At 63.1% G+C, this 15,103-nt stretch carries 16 protein-coding genes; 11 read left to right on the top strand and 5 right to left on the bottom strand.

Features of this window, described 5'->3' with window-relative positions:
- The 3 genes from VFZ66_07400 to VFZ66_07390 all read left to right on the top strand — a co-directional run.
- Nucleotides 1-348, top strand: a 348-nt coding sequence (locus VFZ66_07400) for a hypothetical protein (GenBank protein HEX6288999.1), incomplete at its 5' end; no start/stop codon positions are given.
- Nucleotides 349-361: 13 nt separating this feature from the next.
- Complete coding sequence (locus tag VFZ66_07395) at nucleotides 362-751, top strand: hypothetical protein (GenBank protein ID HEX6288998.1); 390 nt, start codon at nucleotides 362-364, stop codon at nucleotides 749-751.
- Nucleotides 752-895: 144 nt separating this feature from the next.
- On the top strand, nucleotides 896-1,651 hold the full coding sequence (locus VFZ66_07390; protein HEX6288997.1) for a phage antirepressor N-terminal domain-containing protein: 756 nt from the start codon (nucleotides 896-898) through the stop codon (nucleotides 1,649-1,651).
- A 150-nt stretch (nucleotides 1,652-1,801) separates the two neighbouring features.
- On the opposite strand, the gene VFZ66_07385 is transcribed toward VFZ66_07390, so the two are convergent.
- Nucleotides 1,802-3,337, bottom strand: coding sequence for a nicotinate phosphoribosyltransferase (locus VFZ66_07385; GenBank protein HEX6288996.1), 1,536 nt, complete (start codon nucleotides 3,335-3,337; stop codon nucleotides 1,802-1,804).
- Between the two features lie 198 nt (nucleotides 3,338-3,535).
- On the opposite strand from VFZ66_07385, the gene VFZ66_07380 reads away from it, so the two are divergent.
- Nucleotides 3,536-4,768, top strand: coding sequence for a phosphatidylserine/phosphatidylglycerophosphate/cardiolipin synthase family protein (locus tag VFZ66_07380; protein ID HEX6288995.1), 1,233 nt, complete (start codon nucleotides 3,536-3,538; stop codon nucleotides 4,766-4,768).
- 77 nt (nucleotides 4,769-4,845) lie between these two features.
- Here VFZ66_07380 and VFZ66_07375 read toward each other — a convergent pair whose 3' ends face one another.
- Complete coding sequence (locus VFZ66_07375; protein HEX6288994.1) at nucleotides 4,846-5,148, bottom strand: hypothetical protein; 303 nt, start codon at nucleotides 5,146-5,148, stop codon at nucleotides 4,846-4,848.
- Nucleotides 5,138-6,988, bottom strand: coding sequence for a M3 family oligoendopeptidase (locus tag VFZ66_07370; GenBank protein HEX6288993.1), 1,851 nt, complete (start codon nucleotides 6,986-6,988; stop codon nucleotides 5,138-5,140). Before VFZ66_07370 ends, VFZ66_07375 begins: the two co-directional genes overlap by 11 nt.
- Nucleotides 6,989-7,179: 191 nt before the next feature.
- Here VFZ66_07370 and VFZ66_07365 point away from each other — a divergent pair, with 191 nt between their 5' ends.
- A complete protein-coding gene (locus tag VFZ66_07365) occupies nucleotides 7,180-7,920 on the top strand; it encodes an SDR family NAD(P)-dependent oxidoreductase (protein HEX6288992.1) in 741 nt (246 codons plus the stop codon).
- A 117-nt stretch (nucleotides 7,921-8,037) separates the two neighbouring features.
- Here the strand turns inward: VFZ66_07365 and VFZ66_07360 are convergent, their stop codons facing one another.
- Complete coding sequence (locus tag VFZ66_07360) at nucleotides 8,038-8,238, bottom strand: hypothetical protein (protein ID HEX6288991.1); 201 nt, start codon at nucleotides 8,236-8,238, stop codon at nucleotides 8,038-8,040.
- Nucleotides 8,239-8,637: 399 nt separating this feature from the next.
- On the opposite strand from VFZ66_07360, the gene gluQRS reads away from it, so the two are divergent.
- Nucleotides 8,638-9,627 carry a tRNA glutamyl-Q(34) synthetase GluQRS gene (gluQRS, locus tag VFZ66_07355; GenBank protein ID HEX6288990.1) on the top strand — a complete coding sequence of 330 codons (990 nt, stop codon included), beginning with the start codon at nucleotides 8,638-8,640 and terminating at the stop codon, nucleotides 9,625-9,627.
- A gap of 30 nt (nucleotides 9,628-9,657) precedes the next feature.
- Here gluQRS and VFZ66_07350 read toward each other — a convergent pair whose 3' ends face one another.
- On the bottom strand, nucleotides 9,658-9,810 hold the full coding sequence (locus VFZ66_07350) for a hypothetical protein (protein ID HEX6288989.1): 153 nt from the start codon (nucleotides 9,808-9,810) through the stop codon (nucleotides 9,658-9,660).
- A gap of 329 nt (nucleotides 9,811-10,139) precedes the next feature.
- Here VFZ66_07350 and VFZ66_07345 point away from each other — a divergent pair, with 329 nt between their 5' ends.
- The 5 genes from VFZ66_07345 (at nucleotide 10,140) to VFZ66_07325 (ending at nucleotide 14,965) form a co-directional block, all read left to right on the top strand.
- Entirely contained in the window at nucleotides 10,140-11,042 is a 903-nt protein-coding gene (locus VFZ66_07345) for a sugar ABC transporter permease (protein HEX6288988.1), read from the top strand.
- 22 nt (nucleotides 11,043-11,064) lie between these two features.
- On the top strand, nucleotides 11,065-11,949 hold the full coding sequence (locus tag VFZ66_07340; GenBank protein ID HEX6288987.1) for a carbohydrate ABC transporter permease: 885 nt from the start codon (nucleotides 11,065-11,067) through the stop codon (nucleotides 11,947-11,949).
- Nucleotides 11,950-11,976: 27 nt separating this feature from the next.
- Nucleotides 11,977-13,365 carry an ABC transporter substrate-binding protein gene (locus VFZ66_07335; protein ID HEX6288986.1) on the top strand — a complete coding sequence of 463 codons (1,389 nt, stop codon included), beginning with the start codon at nucleotides 11,977-11,979 and terminating at the stop codon, nucleotides 13,363-13,365.
- A 168-nt stretch (nucleotides 13,366-13,533) separates the two neighbouring features.
- Entirely contained in the window at nucleotides 13,534-14,280 is a 747-nt protein-coding gene (locus tag VFZ66_07330; GenBank protein ID HEX6288985.1) for an ABC transporter ATP-binding protein, read from the top strand.
- Nucleotides 14,273-14,965, top strand: coding sequence for an ABC transporter ATP-binding protein (locus tag VFZ66_07325; GenBank protein ID HEX6288984.1), 693 nt, complete (start codon nucleotides 14,273-14,275; stop codon nucleotides 14,963-14,965). Before VFZ66_07330 ends, VFZ66_07325 begins: the two co-directional genes overlap by 8 nt.
- Nucleotides 14,966-15,103 lie beyond the last annotated feature (138 nt).

Here is a 15,103-nt window from a genome sequence, read left to right as displayed (position 1 = left end):
ATCAGCGGCAGCGCGCTCGGCGTGATCATCGACGCGCGGCCACGTCCGCTGACGCTGCCGGACGATCTGACGCAGCGCCGCACGATGCTGCTGGGCTGGATGGAGGCGCTCGGCGCGCTGCCGCCCGTGACGGCATTCGCTCCGACCAAGCCATCCGAGAAGCCTGCCGCGCCTACCAACGGAGCGCAAACAGGAGTAGAATTACCTGCACAGGGTCCAGCAATAGCCCGTCCCGAAGCGCCGAGCGCGCCGGTCGGCACGCTATCCAGCGGCGAGGATGTAGCCGCGCTGCGTGAGGGGCTGATGGCGCAGCCGCCGCAGAAGCGAGGTTTTTTCCGCCGCAAATGAAAGGCAGGAGCGCATGGTAGAACGCATCTGTCCCCGCTGCGATGCGGGTAATCCGAGCGAGCATGCCTACTGTGGGCGCTGTGGCGCGGCGCTGGATCAGCCGCTCGCGCCTCGACCCGCCGCCTCGCTCGCCCAGCGATCGTGGCAGGTTCCCGTGCCGTGGAAGCAGGCGGGCCGGGTGATGGCGCTCGGCGTCGCGACGCTCGCCGCCGAGGCTGGCCTGGCCTGGCTGCAACGTCGCCAGCAGCAGCAGCCCCAGCCGCTTAGCCGCCCGCAGCCGCCGACCACGGCGCGCGTGATCGCGATGGGCTGGCGTGTCACCGAAACCTGGCAGGGCGGCCATTTGCAGCAGCGCACCGAGGAAAAGGTGATGTGGCTTGAGCCGCAGCCTCCCAAAGGCTGAGCGACGATACAGTTCATTTTTCTTCTAGGGCACGCCAGCACGGCGTGCCTGCAAGTTTCTCAGCGGCTTTTCACGAAAACTTGTGCTGTGGCACTCGCCTTGATAAGATCAGAGCAACTGCTAATAGAAGGGACGTGCTGGCCTATGAATCGTTCTCGATCCGATGGGTATAGTCCGCGTTTCGTCTTCTACGAAGATGACATTATCGCGCTGCAAGATCTCGATGCCAACGAAGTCTATGTGCCGCTGAACCGCCTGTGTGAGACGCTCGGCTTAGAGCCGGCAGCGCAGGCACGCGCGCTCGAAGCGCACAGCATCCTGGTGAATGGCCTCCGCTCGCTGGGCCGTGATGGCCTGGGGCTGCGCGTGGATCTTGTGCCGCTGTGGCTCTGCACGATCGACGCGATGCTGGTCGGCAGCGCGACACGCAGCAAGCTGATCCAGTACCAGCAAGAGTGCGCCTCGGTGCTGTGGCAGGCGTTCAAGCCGCAGGGCTTCGGCCCCGAAGACGCGATCTTGCCCGATCGCACCGAGATGATCCCCGCCGAGCAGGCGTATCAGGGGGCGATGGCGCAGGCGGCGCTGGCGCGGCAGCAGATGTTGATCGAGCGGCAGCTGGAGTTCGATCGCGCCAATGGCAATCGCTCCATGCCGGGCGAGATCTCGGAGCGTCATTCTCCGGCGCTCGATCTCGCGCGGGCCGTGCGGCGCGTGGCGCATAGTCTGGCCGCTCGCTCGCGGCGCAACGAGTACAGCGGCGTCTTCAGCGGCCTGCACCGCCAGTTTGGGATCAGCTCGTATCGCAATCTGCCCTACGGACGGCTGCGCGAGGCGATGGACTGGCTGGAGCGCTGGCACGGCGATATTCAGGGCGAGCCTGAGCCGCCGCCGGATATTTAGTAGAACGGAGAACAAAGAACAAAGAACAAAGAACAGAGAACAGGAGCTAACGGCTTTGTTCTTTGTTCCGTTGTTCTTTGTTCTCTATCAGGCGAGGGGGCAGAAGAAAGATGGTGGGGGTTGGCCCCCACACCCCCGGCCTCACGGCCCCTAGCGCCTTGCCGCAGCGATCAGCTCGTACTTGAGATTCCAGAGCGCCTCGGTCAGCGACACGTGGTAGATGTGCGGGTGGATCAGGCGGCGCACACCAGGATCGAGGCGCGATACGTCCTCGCGCCGGGTCTGGCGCATCTCTTCCAGCGAGGGCCAGTCATAGACCACGCGGCCATCACGCACGATCTCGCGGTGCAGCAGCTCCAGCGTTGTGTCGCCGCGATGGACGATGCGCGTCTTGGTGACATCCGACGGGTGTCGCAGGACGATCTCCGGCATGTTCGGGATGTCTTCTTCCTCAAGCGCCATCAGGTCAGCCGTCGCGCGGTTGCGCTGATCGTAGAGCCGCCAGCAGCGCTTATGCCCAGGGTTGGCGATCTTGTCGGGCGAGTCGGAGATTTTGATCGCCGGACGCCAGCCTTCATCGCCACATAGCGCGACCAGCTTGTACACGCCGCCGAGCGCCGGGTAGCCGGTGGAGGTGATGAGCTGCGTGCCGACGCCAAAGACGAGCCGTTTGATCAGCGCTTCGGGCTCCAGACCCTCCTGCGGTGCTTCAGCCCGGATCTGCGTCAAAATCTGCCAGATCACCAGCTCATCCAGATCGTTCGAGAGCACGATCGAGGTGTTGGGAAAGCCCGCCTGATTGAGCATCTTGCCTGCCTGGATGCTGAGATACGCCAGATCGCCTGAATCGAGGCGAATCCCGACCGGCTCGTGACCTTTGCGGCGCAGCTCTTCAAAGACGGTGATCGCGTTGGGCACGCCGCTGCCGAGCGTATCGATCGTATCGACCAGCAGCAGGGTGTCGTCGGGATAGGTTTCGGCGTACGCGCGAAATGCGCCAAGCTCGCCCAGGCCCAGCACCATCGCTGCCTGCACCATGCTGTGAGCATGCGTGCCTTTGGCCGGAAGGCCCAGCGCCGCCGACATGCCGAGATTGGAGCTAAAGTCCGCGCCGCCGATCAGCGCCGCCCGTGTTCCGGCATTCGCACCGGTATCCTGCGCGCGGCGCAGGCCGAACTCCATCACGGTGCCCTCGCCGGCGCTCTCACGCATACGCGCCGCTTTCGTCGCGATCAAGGTCTGGTAGTTGATATGATTGAGCAGCGAAGTCTCAAGGATCTGTGCCAGCGCCAGCGGTCCCCGAACGACCGTCAGAGGCATGTGGGGATGGGCGACCCGTCCTTCGGGCAGCGCCGCGAGCGTAAGGCCGTCGAAGGAGCCGCTGCGCCGCAGCCATTGCAGAAAATCGTCGGCAAAGAGCGGCGCTCCCGTACGGCTGCGCTGTGCCCGCAAAATCTCGACCTCCGTCTCGCCGAAGGAGGCTGCCTGCATCCACTGCACGAACGGCTGTAGCCCCGCGCTGATACAATAGCCCGCCTGATGCCGCCGGTAGTCGGGATACGAGCGGAAGAAATGCTCGAAGAGCGCCGGTTGCTCGTGAATGCCGAGCCGAAAATAGACCTGCGCCATCGTGAGCTGGTACTGATCGGTGAATAAAATACCGTGAGTGATCGGTTGATGCGCCATATGCTGATCCTTTGGTCCTGCTCGAACTCAAACCATGTCCGAGTATAAACGAGCGTCTGGGAGCTTGTGCTACATTGTGTATATATAACACAAATAGCCTGCGTTGTATATCATCCAGCGAGTCAGGCATCGAAGCCAGATCGTGATATACAATGCAAACAGAGCAATCTGCCGCAACGTTACATCACGAGAATATGCATGATGCAAACAGTGCTATTTAGAACTCTCAAACGCGCGATCATCGCGATCTTTGCGCTCCAGGGCGTGATCATCAGCACGCTAGTCGCGATCGATACATGGCGCAAGCGCTACCAGTCGCAGGGCCGCTTTCCGCGCACACGTCCCGATCCAAGCCAGATTGGCACAAATCAGGTGCAGATCTACACCTACGGCGAAGATCTCTACGAGGCGATGCTCCATGCAATTCGCCATGCCGAGAAGCGTATTCTGCTGGAAACATTTATCTGGAAGGGCGATCACGTTGGCAAGCGCTTCAAGCAGGAGCTGGAGCTTGCGGCCAAGCGCGGCATCGAGGTCTATGTGGTCTTCGACGGCTTCGCCAACCTGGTGGTGCCGCGACGCTTCAAGCGCTTTCCGGCGACGCTCCATGTGCTGGAGTTTCGCGTCTTTCCCAAGCCGTGGCGCATGCTCGATCCGCGCAACTACGGACGCGATCACCGCAAAATCCTGGTGGTCGACGGCAAGACCGCGTTTATCGGCGGCTATAACATCGGCGCGCGCTACGCCATCGAGTGGCGCGATACGCATGTACGGCTGACGGGGCCGGTCGCCTGGGATCTGGAGAACGCCTTTATCGACTTCTGGAACCTGCACTGTCTGCCGCATCTGCCGCAGCTCTCGGATGCCGGCACGGGCGTGTGGGAGCCGCGCGTCAGAGTCCATCGGAACGTGCCTAAGACGCTGATGTTTCCGATCCGCGCGATGTACCTTGAGGCGATCGATCGAGCGCAGCACCATATCTATCTGACACACGCCTATTTCATCCCCGACTCGGCGATTCTGCGCGGGCTGCTGGCTGCCGCCGAGCGCGGCGTAGATGTGCGCATTCTGCTGCCCAACACCTCCAACCATATCGTCGCCGACTGGCTGGCACGCGGCTTCTATACGCGCTGTCTGGCCGGTGGCATCAAGCTGCTGCTTTATCAGGACGCGATGGTTCATGCCAAGACGGCCACAATCGACGGCCAATGGTCGACGATCGGCACCGCGAATCTGGATCGGCTGAGTCTGGTAGGCAACTATGAGATCAATGTCGAGTTTTTCGACGAGACGATCGCGCAGGAGATGGAGCGGATTTTCGCCAACGATTCGACCAACGCGCACGAGCTGACGCTTGAGGAGTGGCGGCAGCGTCCGCTGATTGCGAAGTTCAGCGAGACGGTCTTAGCGCCGCTGCGTCCGCTGCTCTGATGGCGGGGGAACAAAGGAACAAGCGAACAAGGTTTAAGGCGTTGCTCTTTTGTTCCTTTGTTCTTTGTTCTTCGCCCCTACCCCGGCAGCGTCAGCTCAACGGTCGCGATCGTCACCGGCATGCCCTGCACCCGCACCGCGATCCGGTAGCGGCTCCACGGGCCGCGCTCGGCCTCCAGCGTAGCAGACGTGCCGCGCCCAAGCAGGTCGCTCGCCTGCGCCGCGATCTGCTCCGGCGCGGCAGACGGCGCTGCGGCGGTGATCGCGCCAAAGACGCTCCGCAGATTGTGCTCGATCTCAGGATGCGGGCCGTGCGCCATCGTGATCACAAGCTGCGGAGCGGAGTCGGTGCTGCCGGGCGCTGCGGCGTTACGACGCATCGGATGCCGATTCCTGCGGCGCGCCCCAGCCCAGCCTCGGCTCGATCACCTGCTCGAAGCGCCGGATGTCGTCGCGGACGATGTCGAGGCTGGAGCGCCAGAAGTCGGGCGTGCGAATGTCGATGCCGAAGCGCTCGGCCAGCGTCGCCGCGTCGGCCAGGCCAGTCGACGACAGCAGATCGTCGTAGCCGCGCTTGAAGGCCTCGGCATCCTCCTGGTAGCGCGCGTACAGGCCCAGGCCGAAGAGCATCCCGAACATGTAGGGATAGTTGTAGAACGAGCGGTTGCCGCTGTAGTAGTGGCCTTTGACGGCCCACATGTAGGGATGGAGCACATCCTGATCCAGGCCGTCGCCGTAGGTTTCGCGCTGCGCGTCGAGCATCAGGCGGCAGAAATCGTCGACCGACAGCTCGCGCTGCTGGCGAGTCTCGAAGACGCGCTGCTCGAACAGGAAGCGGCTGCTGATGTCGACGACGACCTGGCAGGCGCTCTGGAGCGTCGCCTCCAGAATCGAGATCTGCTCCTGAAGGTCCGATTGCTGGAGCGCGGCCCGGCGCACGATCGTCTCGCAGAAGATGCTGGCAGTTTCGGCCAGGACCATCGGCGTGGCGCGCTGAAGCATGGTGCGCTCGGCGAGGTTGAGGTTGTGGTAGGCGTGGCCCAGCTCGTGGGCGAGTGTGCTCATGCCGCCGAACGCGGGCTTGAAGTTCGCAAACACGCGCGACTCGTCCTTGCGCAGGCCCATGCAGTACGCGCCGTCGCGCTTGCCTGGGCGCGGCTCCGCATCGACCCAGTTTTCACTGAAGGCGCGGATCGCAAAATCGCGCATTTTGTCGGAATACGTGCCGAACTGCTCGATAATAAAATCTCTGGCCGTGTCGAACTCCCAGACCTTATCGCTCGTGCCGACTGGCGCGAAGAGGTCGTACCAGGGCAGCTGCTCAACGCCGATCGCGCGGGCCTTCGTGCGCAGGTAGCGGCGGAAATCGGGAAACGACTCGCGGGCCGCCTCCATCATCGCATCGAGCGTCTGGCGATCGATGTTGTTGTCGAAGAGCGCCTGGTCGAGCGGCGAGTTCCAGCCCCGGCGACGGCTGAGCGTGTTGACCTCGGCCTTGATGCTGTTGAGCGCGGCGGCCAGCGGCAGCGCGGCGCGCTCCCAGCTTGCGATCTCGGCCTCGTAGGCCCGGCGGCGCACATCGCGCTCGTCCTCGAACGCGAGATTACGGATCACGCTCATCGGCAGATCGCTGACCTGTCCGTCCTGCTCGAAGGGCACCATCAGCTGCGATGTCACGTTGCTGTGGAGCTTGCTCCAGGCCGTGCTGCCGCTGAGGCTCAGCTCTGTCGCCAGCGCCTCCTCGGCGGGCGACATCAGATGCTCGGCCTGCTGCTTGAACTGCCGCAGCGCAAAGGCATGATCCTGCGCGACCTCCGACTGGCGGATCAGCGCCTCGACATCCAGGTTGCCGATCCAGGCCGTGAGCCGCGTATCGAGCTGCGTGATGCGCACAGCCTCCTGTTGCAGCTCGCTCAGTCGCGCCTGCGCCTCGTCGTCGCGCGAGTCGGTCGTGACGAAGCTGGAGATATACGCATGGATCAGGCGATGATCCGTCAGCACCGCATTATAACCCTCGATCGCCGCCTCGAACGCCTGAACGGTTGCAGCATCCAGGGGTGTAGCCTCGCGCTTGGCGATATGGTAGGTATCGAAGAGCTGCTCAAGGTCGGTGATGCTCTGGGTGAGAGATTGAACGCCCTCCGCAAATTCGGGCGACTTAAGGCTGGGATAGACGACGGTCATATCCCAGTGCGGCAATGTTTGTGCCGAACTAGACATTGAAATCTCCTAGCACTCAACGATTCTTCCGCAGTATACCCCAAGTTTATCGCCCAGGAAACCGTGAGCGATCGATCAGCTCCGGCGACCGCCAGCGCTTGGTGAAGAAATCTCTACAGCCAGGTAGCTTTTGTGCGCCGCTCCGCGCGCAATCTGCCCGTACACTGATCCTATGGGAATGGAGGTTCCTTATGGGTCGTTTTGATCGTAAAGTGGCGATTGTGACGGGAGCCGGGAGCGGCATTGGAGCGGAAACGGCGCGGCAGCTCGCGCGCGAGGGCGCGGCAGTGGTTCTCGCCGACATCAACGCCGATGCCGCCCAGGTGCTCGCCGATGAGCTTGTCCGGCAGGACGCGCGCGTGCTGAGCGTTCCAACCGATGTCTCGCAAGAAGATGCCGTGCGCAGCCTGATCGATCGAGCCGTAGCCGAGTTTGGCGCGGTGGATATTCTGGTGAACAACGCAGGCGTTGGCGAGCAGCCGGTACCGATCGACGAGCGCAGCGATGCCGACTGGCAGCGGGTCATCGCGACGAATCTGAGCAGCGTCTTCTACGGCATCAAGCATGCGGCGCGAGCGATGAAGGCCCAGCAGCGGGCCGGCGTGATCGTCAACGTCTCGTCGATCCTGGGAGTGGTCGCGTTCAACGGCGCTCCGGCCTACACCGCTGCCAAGCATGGCGTGTTGGGCCTGACCAAAGCGGCGGCGCTTGAGCTTGCGCCGAACGGCATTCGTGTCGTGGCGGTTTCGCCTGCGTTCATTCGCACGCCGATGATCACAGGCTATGAAGAGGCGGTCCTGGCGCTGCATCCGATTGGGCGGCTGGGCGAGCCCGGCGATGTCGCTCATCTGATCACGTTCCTGGCATCGGATGAGGCGGCCTTCCTTACGGGCGCGACGTATCTGGTGGATGGAGGATATACGGCACAGTAAGCGGTGGGGGTCGCTGCCATCGAGCGCGGCTGCGACTGATGCAATCGACGCGGCAAGATCGCAGCACGTCGCTGTGCTACGCCGATGAGGGCAACGGGGCTGCCCTACAGCCGTCCGCTAGCGTCGCGAGCGGCGTGACCCAAGCTGGCGCGCGAGCTGCGCGTGGTGATCGGTCGGCGAGGCGGGCTGCGCCTGCGCGGGCGCATAGACACGGCGCATCTGCTCCGCAAACGAAAGTGTCTCCGGCGCGTTGCGGCTGCGCGGGTTCGGGTGCTGGCGAAGCTGCTCTCGGATGCGCTGGCTGCGGCGATCAGACATAGATGTAGCTCCTTGTCGCTAACATGGTCTGCGATAGCACAGGCGAATGGGGTGCTTCGATGGAGATCGGCGAGGCTGGCAGGGGTGGTAGTGGCGACCAAGATGCACGACACGCCCGGCAAAAAAAGGGCCGTGTTCCCCAAGCGGGGAGCACGGCCCTCAACTTCGCGAAGCGCTGTATGTCTCGATGCGATCCTGGCATAGTCTTTACACATCTTGTACACCAATCATCCACAATCTGTCAAGCCTCGATTTTCAACATGTGCTATAGCAATTGGAGTGCCAGGTTGGCAGGACCATCGTACGGCTCGATCGAGCGGCGCAAGTGTAAGGCTGTTATAGAGATTAATCCAGGCGGACGATCAATGTCATCCGGTGGGTGAAGGACAGGCTCGCATTTTGTACAATACCGACATGATCAACGATCTACGTCCTGCTCGTGGCCGGTTTGCGCCCAGCCCAACCGGCGCAATTCATCTAGGCAATGTCTGGACGGCGCTGCTGGCCTGGCTGGATGCGCGCCAGCGCGGCGGCGCGTTCGTGCTGCGCATGGAAGACCTCGATCCCGATCGCTCGCGGGCACACCTGGCCGCGCAACTGCTCGACGATCTGCGCTGGCTAGGGCTGGATTGGGATGAAGGACCCGACATCGGCGGGCCGTACGAGCCGTACGAGCAGGATCGGCGGCGGGCGCTGTACGCTCAGGCGCTCGACCGACTGGCCGCGCAAGGGCTGATCTACGCCTGCTACTGCACGCGCGCCGAGGTGCGCGCCGCCGCGTCGGCTCCGCACGGTGTGGGACAGCGCGAGCACTGCCCGAACGACTGTTGGGCGCTCGGCCCCGTGGCTCGTCAGGCGCGCGAGGTAGCTGGTCGTCGGCCCTGTCTGCGCGTGCGCATGCCCGACAATGTCGCGACGGTGCAGTTCGTCGATCTGTGCCAGGGGCCGATCGGCGAGGACCTGGCGCAGGCGGCGGGCGATTTCGTGATCCGCCGCGCCGACGGCGTTCACGCCTACCAGCTCGCGGTGGTGGTGGACGATGGGCTGATGGAGATCACGCACGTGATCCGTGGCGCGGATCTGCTCGACAGCACGGCGCGGCAGATCTGGCTGCACCGGGCGCTGGGCTACACGCCGCCGCAGTTTGGACACGTGCCGCTGCTGGTCGATCCCGACGGCCACCGACTCTCGAAGCGCCAGGCGTCGCTGGCGGTCGCGGCGCTGCGGGCGGCGGGCAAGCGTCCCGCACAGATCGTCGGCTGGCTTGCCGCGTGGGCCGGGCTGATCTCCGCGCCCGCCGAGGTGCTGCCGCGCGAGCTGATCGGCACGCTGGACCTGGCGCGGCTGTCTCGCCCGCAGATCGTCGTGGATGCGCGGGCGTTGCTGTGAGCGAGATGTTTTGAGGCGCTTGGTGTATCATTATGCTGCGGTAAACTCGAAAACCGGCGTTTCAACGATGCGCTTGGGCTGGCCCTGGCCCCAGACAATCTGCTGTAGTCGCTCGACTGTTTCGGGTGCAAAAAATCGCTCGCCCGTTTCGGGATCGACTCGTGCCGGGACGTGCTCGACCATGATCAGTTTGCTGTCTAGCTCAAGCGTATATGTTACCAATTCGTCTTTCAACAGCATACGCCGACGATTGTATAGCTCGTCGCCTATTCAAGCAATGGTGTTTTTGGGCTGTTTTCCGCAGATCGTCGTGGATGCGCGGGCGTTGCTGTGAATCTGCCCGCAGAGTAACCTACGCTTGAGCCGCGCTTAATTCCATCTTGACAAGAAATCTTATTAAGTTTAAACTCGCCGCGCCATACTTCGCCGCTGCACCATGTGTGGAGTCGGCGGTGGCGAACCTCAACCTATCCCACATGCGCAGCGCATCGATTGGAATTGGAGTAGATGCCGTGCTCAACCGATCCCGTTCTATCTCGGCGTCAGAGTATCGCGAGTGGCTGCTGTTCATTCTGCTGGTAGGCCCGAATCTCTTGCTGTTCGGCGTGTTTACCTTCTGGCCCCTGATCTACAACGCCTACCTGAGCTTCGTGCAGTGGGACATGATCTCGCCGGTCAAGGTGTGGGTCGGGCCGAGCAACTATCGGGCGATGTTTGCCGATCCGAGCTTCAAGCAAGTGCTCTTCAACACCTTCTACTTCACGGGCGTCTCCGTGCTGCTGACCACGGTGCTGGGTCTGGGCGCGGCGCTGCTGCTCAACCAGCCCCTACGCGGGCGAAACGGCGTGCGCGCGGTGCTCTTCGCGCCGACGGTGCTATCGGGCGCGGCGATCGGCATCGTATGGATCTACATCTTCGATCCGCGCTACGGGCTGCTCGACGCGATGCTCGGCTGGTTCGGCGCGAACTCGCCCGCCTGGCTGACCAATCCGCGCTGGGCGATGCCTGCGGTGATCATCGTCTATGTCTGGAAAAACATCGGCTACTCGGTAGTCATCTTTCTGGCCGGGCTGCAAGGCATTCCCCGCGAGCTGTACGAGGCGGCGCGGGTCGATGGCGCGAGCGCCTGGCAGCGCTTCCGCTACGTGACGCTGCCGGGACTATCGCCGGTGATGTTCTTCCTGGTGCTGACGGGCTTTCTCAGCTCGTTCCAGGCGTTCGACATCATCAAAACCATGACTGACGGCGGGCCGGTCGATGCGACCAACACGCTGATCTACTATCTCTACGAGCAGGGCTTTATCGGGTTCAACGCCGGGCGTGCGGGCGTGGCGGCGGTGCTGCTCTTCGGCATGATGCTCGCGTTTACGATGGTCCAGATGCGCTACACCGAGCGGCGCGTCACCTACGCCTGATCGCTCGGAAGAAGGAAGCTCGATGGCGATTGCAGAAGATGTCACAATCCTGAGAACTTCAAGCTCCGGCGGGCGCGCATCGCGGCTGCCGCTGCGCTACGCGCTGCTGAGCTACGGCCTGATGCTGCTGGCGCTGCTGGCGATGGGCCTGCCGATGTACTGGATGGTCGCGGCGGCGTTCAAGGAAAACTCCGAGATCTACCAGATTCCCGTCACCTGGGTGCCGCACGCGCCGACGCTGGAGAACTTTGGCCGGGCCTGGCGCGCCGCGCCATTTGGCCGCTACTACCTCAACACGATCATCACCACCGCGCTCGGCAGCGGCGCGGAGATCGTGCTGGCGACGACCTCGGCGTATGCCTTCGCGTTTCTGCGCTTTCCGAAGAAGGAGTGGTTTTTTCTGCTGCTGCTGGCCGCGCTGATGGTGCCCGATCAGGTGACGATCCTGACGAACTACCTGACGATCGCTCGGCTGGGCTGGGTCGATACCTACCAGGGCATCATCGTGCCGGGCGCTGCGGTGGCATATGGCACGTTTCTGCTGCGGCAGACGTTTCTGAGCCTGCCGCGCGAGGTGCTCGACGCCGCCAGGGTCGACGGCGCGGGCCACCTGCGCACGCTGTGGAGCGTCGTGATCCCGCTGTCGCGTCCGGCGCTGGTGACATTCGGGCTGATCTCGATCGTCGCCAAATGGAATAACTTTCTCTGGCCGCTGGTGGCGACGAATACGCAGGAGATGCGCGTGCTGCCGATCGGTATCTACCGGCTGCTCGATCAAGAAGGCACCACGCAGTGGGGCACCGTGATGGCCGGGACGATCTTCGTCGTGCTGCCCGTGCTGATCGTTTTTCTGTGGGCGCAGAAGCATATCGTCGAAGGTATCGCTGCTGGCGCTGTGAAGGGCTAGACCAACTGACTCAAAGGAGAGGGTCCTGTGAAAAAGAACGTATCGCGTCGGCAGGTATTGAAGGGTGGAGTCGGAGTGGCGGGGATGCTGGCGCTGACCGCGTGCGGCGCGAACGCCCCTGAGGCTCCGGCGGGGGCGACGAGCGGCACGGGCAGCGGCGCGGGCAGCAATGCGACCGCCGTGCCGCTGGTCAAGGAGCCGGGATCGAAGGTCAAGATCACCTACTGGGGATCGTTCACCGGCAAGAACGGCGAGACAGAAAAGGCGCTGGTCGATAAGTTCAACAGCGCGCAGCAGGATGTCACGCTAGACTATCAGTTCCAGGGCAACTACGAGGAAACCGCGCAGAAGCTAACGGCGGCGCTTCAGTCCAAGACCGCGCCCGAAGTCTCGCTGCTCTCGGACGTGTGGTGGTTCAAGTTCTACCTGGCGCGGGCGCTCCAGCCGCTCGACGATCTGCTCGCCACCGCCAAGATCGACAAGAGCGACTACGTGGACGTGCTCTTCAACGAGGGCGTGCGCAAAGGCGTGAGCTACTGGGTGCCGATGGCGCGCTCGACGCCGCTCTTCTACTACAACAAAGACCTGTGGGCCGAGGCCGGGCTGCCGGATCGCGGGCCGGAAACCTGGGACGAGTTCGCCGAGTGGGCGCCCAAGCTGGTCAAGAAAGATGGCAGCACGATCAAGCAGGCCGCGTTCATTCATCCGGGCGCCGCAGGCTACATCGCCTGGCTCTTCCAGGGCGTGGTGTGGCAGTTCGGCGGCCAGTACTCCACGCCCGACTTCACCATGACCATGACCGATCCGAACACGGTCGCGGCGGGCGCGTTCTATGGCGATACCGTCAACAAAGATGGCTGGGCGATCTACTCCAAGCAGGAGGTTCAGGACTTTATCAACGGCGTCGGCGCGGCGGCGATGCTCTCGACCGGCTCGATGGGCGGCATCTTGAATGATGCGAAGTTCCAGCTCGGCACCGCGTTCCTGCCCAAGAAGAAGAACTTCGGCTGCTGTACCGGCGGCGCGGGCCTGGCGGTCCTTGCGGGCGCTCCCGCCGAGAAGCAGCAGGCGACGATGCAGTGGATCGCGTTTGCGACCAGCCCCGAAAACACGACGTTCTGGGCCAAGAACACCGGCTACATGCCTGTGCGCAAGAGCGCCGTCGAGAGCGCCGAGATGCAGGAGTACTTCAAGGAGCGTCCATCGTTCAAAACGGCGGTCGATCAGCTGCCGCAGACCAAGCCGCAGGATGCCGCGCGCGTCTTCGTGCCCAACGGCGATCAGATCATCGGCAAGGGCCTGGAGCGGATCATCGTCAACAAGGAAGATCCGCAGGCGTCGTTCGATGCCGTCAACAAGGAGCTTGAAACCGCCGCAGCGCCCGTCGTGGCGTCGCTCAAGGCCGTTGAGGGCTAGCCCGCCGCTGGCTCTCAGCGCTCGCGCACTGCCGTCCTCATGCGAGGGCGGCGGTCTGTTTTGAATCGCGCTCCGATCGCCGCGCTGGCGAAGTTGACATCGTTGAGCGCACTGATCAAAAATGATACACCTTCCCTTTCATGGCGATCGTCTTAGAAAAGAGGCCCTATGCCCGTACTGGAAACGCGCAAGCTCACGAAGGAGTTTCGAGGTTTTCGGGCCGTCAACGAGGTGGACCTTCAGGTAGCAGAAGGCGATGTACATGCGCTGGTCGGTCCCAACGGTGCCGGTAAGACCACGCTCTTCAATCTGCTCACGGGCTTTCTCAAGCCGACCTCAGGCCAGGTGTTGATCTTTGGAGATGATGTCACCGGAGTCGCGCCGGAGCAGATCGCGCGGCGCGGTGTGGCGCGCTCGTTCCAGATCACCAGCCTCTTCGAGCAGCTCACGGTGCTGGAGCACGTCGAGCTGGCGCTGCAATCGGCCACGAATCTGGGCTATCGCTTCTGGACGCCGGAGAAGGTGCTGGCGCGCTTTCGCGATCAGGCGATGGATCTGCTGGCGCAGGTGGGCCTGGAGCCGCTGTACCGGAAGCCTGCCGGCAGCCTGCCCTACGGGCAGAAGCGGGCGCTGGAGCTGGCGCTGGCGCTGGCGCTCTCTCCCCGGCTGCTGCTGCTGGATGAGCCGACCGCCGGGATGGGCCTCGAAGATGTCGACCGCACGATCGAGCTGGTGCGCAAGGTGCGGGCCAATCGGACGGTGATTCTGGTGGAGCATAACATGAGCGTTGTTTCGAGCCTCGCCGATCGCGTGACGGTGTTGCAGTACGGCAGCGTGCTGGCCGAGGGGCCGTATCAGGCCGTGCGGCACGATCCGCAGGTGATCACCGCGTACCTGGGAGAGGTCCATGCTTAAAGTCGAAGGACTGTCCGCCTGGTACGGCGAGGCGCAGGTGTTGCGCAATGTCTCGTTTGAGGTCAATCAGGGCGAAGTCGTGACGCTGGTTGGCCGCAACGGAGCCGGTAAGACCACGCTCCTGCGCTGTGTGATGGGCCTGCATAAGCAGATGCAGGGCAAGCTGCACCTCCACGGAGTCGATATGACCCGCGTCGCAGCCCACGAGCGGGCGCGGCATGGCCTGGGATTCGTGCCCGACGACCGGGGCGTCTACGCCAGCCTCTCGGTAGAAGAAAATCTCTTGCTGCCGCCGACGATCGGACCCGACGCATGGAGCATCGAGCGCGTGTACGAGTCGTTTCCGCGTCTCAAGGAGCGCCGCCGCTCGCCCGGCACCAAGCTCTCCGGCGGCGAGCAGCAAATGCTGGCGATTGCGCGAGTGCTGCGCATGGGCGCTCGTCTGCTCCTGCTGGACGAGCCGACCGAAGGATTGGCACCGATCCTGGTGCGGCAGATCGGCTCGATCCTGAACGAGGTCAAGGCCCACGGCGTCACGATGCTGTTGATCGAGCAAAATCTACACTTCGCCACAACCGTGGCCGACCGGCACTATTTGTTGGCTCAGGGCCAGATCGTGGAAGCGCTGGACAACAAGGAGGTGCAAGCCCGCGAACATCAATTACTGGAGTACCTGGGCGTCTAACAGCCTTCCGACGCTCGTGTAGCTCAGATGCATCTAGGCAAGGAGCTAAAGGATGAACAAGCACTTTCTACAGACGCTTATCATGGTCATCATGCTCGTACTGGCGGCCTGCGGGCAGCCAGCCCCTCCCACAGGCAG

This window comes from Herpetosiphonaceae bacterium (assembly GCA_036374795.1).
GTDB lineage: Bacteria > Chloroflexota > Chloroflexia > Chloroflexales > Kallotenuaceae > LB3-1.
The sequence above is the reverse complement of the archived record's forward strand: the minus strand, read 5'-3'. Positions and strand labels throughout refer to the sequence as shown.

What these genes read in the sequence shown, in the direction of transcription:
- VFZ66_07350 (HEX6288989.1), bottom strand. Translation starts at nt 9,810, where the DNA reads ATGGTCGAGCACGTCCCGGCACGAGTCGATCCCGAAACGGGCGAGCGA.
- VFZ66_07380 (HEX6288995.1), top strand. Translation starts at nt 3,536, where the DNA reads ATGATGCAAACAGTGCTATTTAGAACTCTCAAACGCGCGATCATCGCG.
- VFZ66_07370 (HEX6288993.1), bottom strand. Translation starts at nt 6,988, where the DNA reads ATGTCTAGTTCGGCACAAACATTGCCGCACTGGGATATGACCGTCGTC.
- VFZ66_07395 (HEX6288998.1), top strand. Translation starts at nt 362, where the DNA reads ATGGTAGAACGCATCTGTCCCCGCTGCGATGCGGGTAATCCGAGCGAG.
- VFZ66_07385 (HEX6288996.1), bottom strand. Translation starts at nt 3,337, where the DNA reads ATGGCGCATCAACCGATCACTCACGGTATTTTATTCACCGATCAGTAC.
- VFZ66_07375 (HEX6288994.1), bottom strand. Translation starts at nt 5,148, where the DNA reads ATGCGTCGTAACGCCGCAGCGCCCGGCAGCACCGACTCCGCTCCGCAG.
- VFZ66_07330 (HEX6288985.1), top strand. Translation starts at nt 13,534, where the DNA reads ATGCCCGTACTGGAAACGCGCAAGCTCACGAAGGAGTTTCGAGGTTTT.
- VFZ66_07390 (HEX6288997.1), top strand. Translation starts at nt 896, where the DNA reads ATGAATCGTTCTCGATCCGATGGGTATAGTCCGCGTTTCGTCTTCTAC.
- VFZ66_07325 (HEX6288984.1), top strand. Translation starts at nt 14,273, where the DNA reads ATGCTTAAAGTCGAAGGACTGTCCGCCTGGTACGGCGAGGCGCAGGTG.
- VFZ66_07365 (HEX6288992.1), top strand. Translation starts at nt 7,180, where the DNA reads ATGGGTCGTTTTGATCGTAAAGTGGCGATTGTGACGGGAGCCGGGAGC.
- VFZ66_07340 (HEX6288987.1), top strand. Translation starts at nt 11,065, where the DNA reads ATGGCGATTGCAGAAGATGTCACAATCCTGAGAACTTCAAGCTCCGGC.
- VFZ66_07360 (HEX6288991.1), bottom strand. Translation starts at nt 8,238, where the DNA reads ATGTCTGATCGCCGCAGCCAGCGCATCCGAGAGCAGCTTCGCCAGCAC.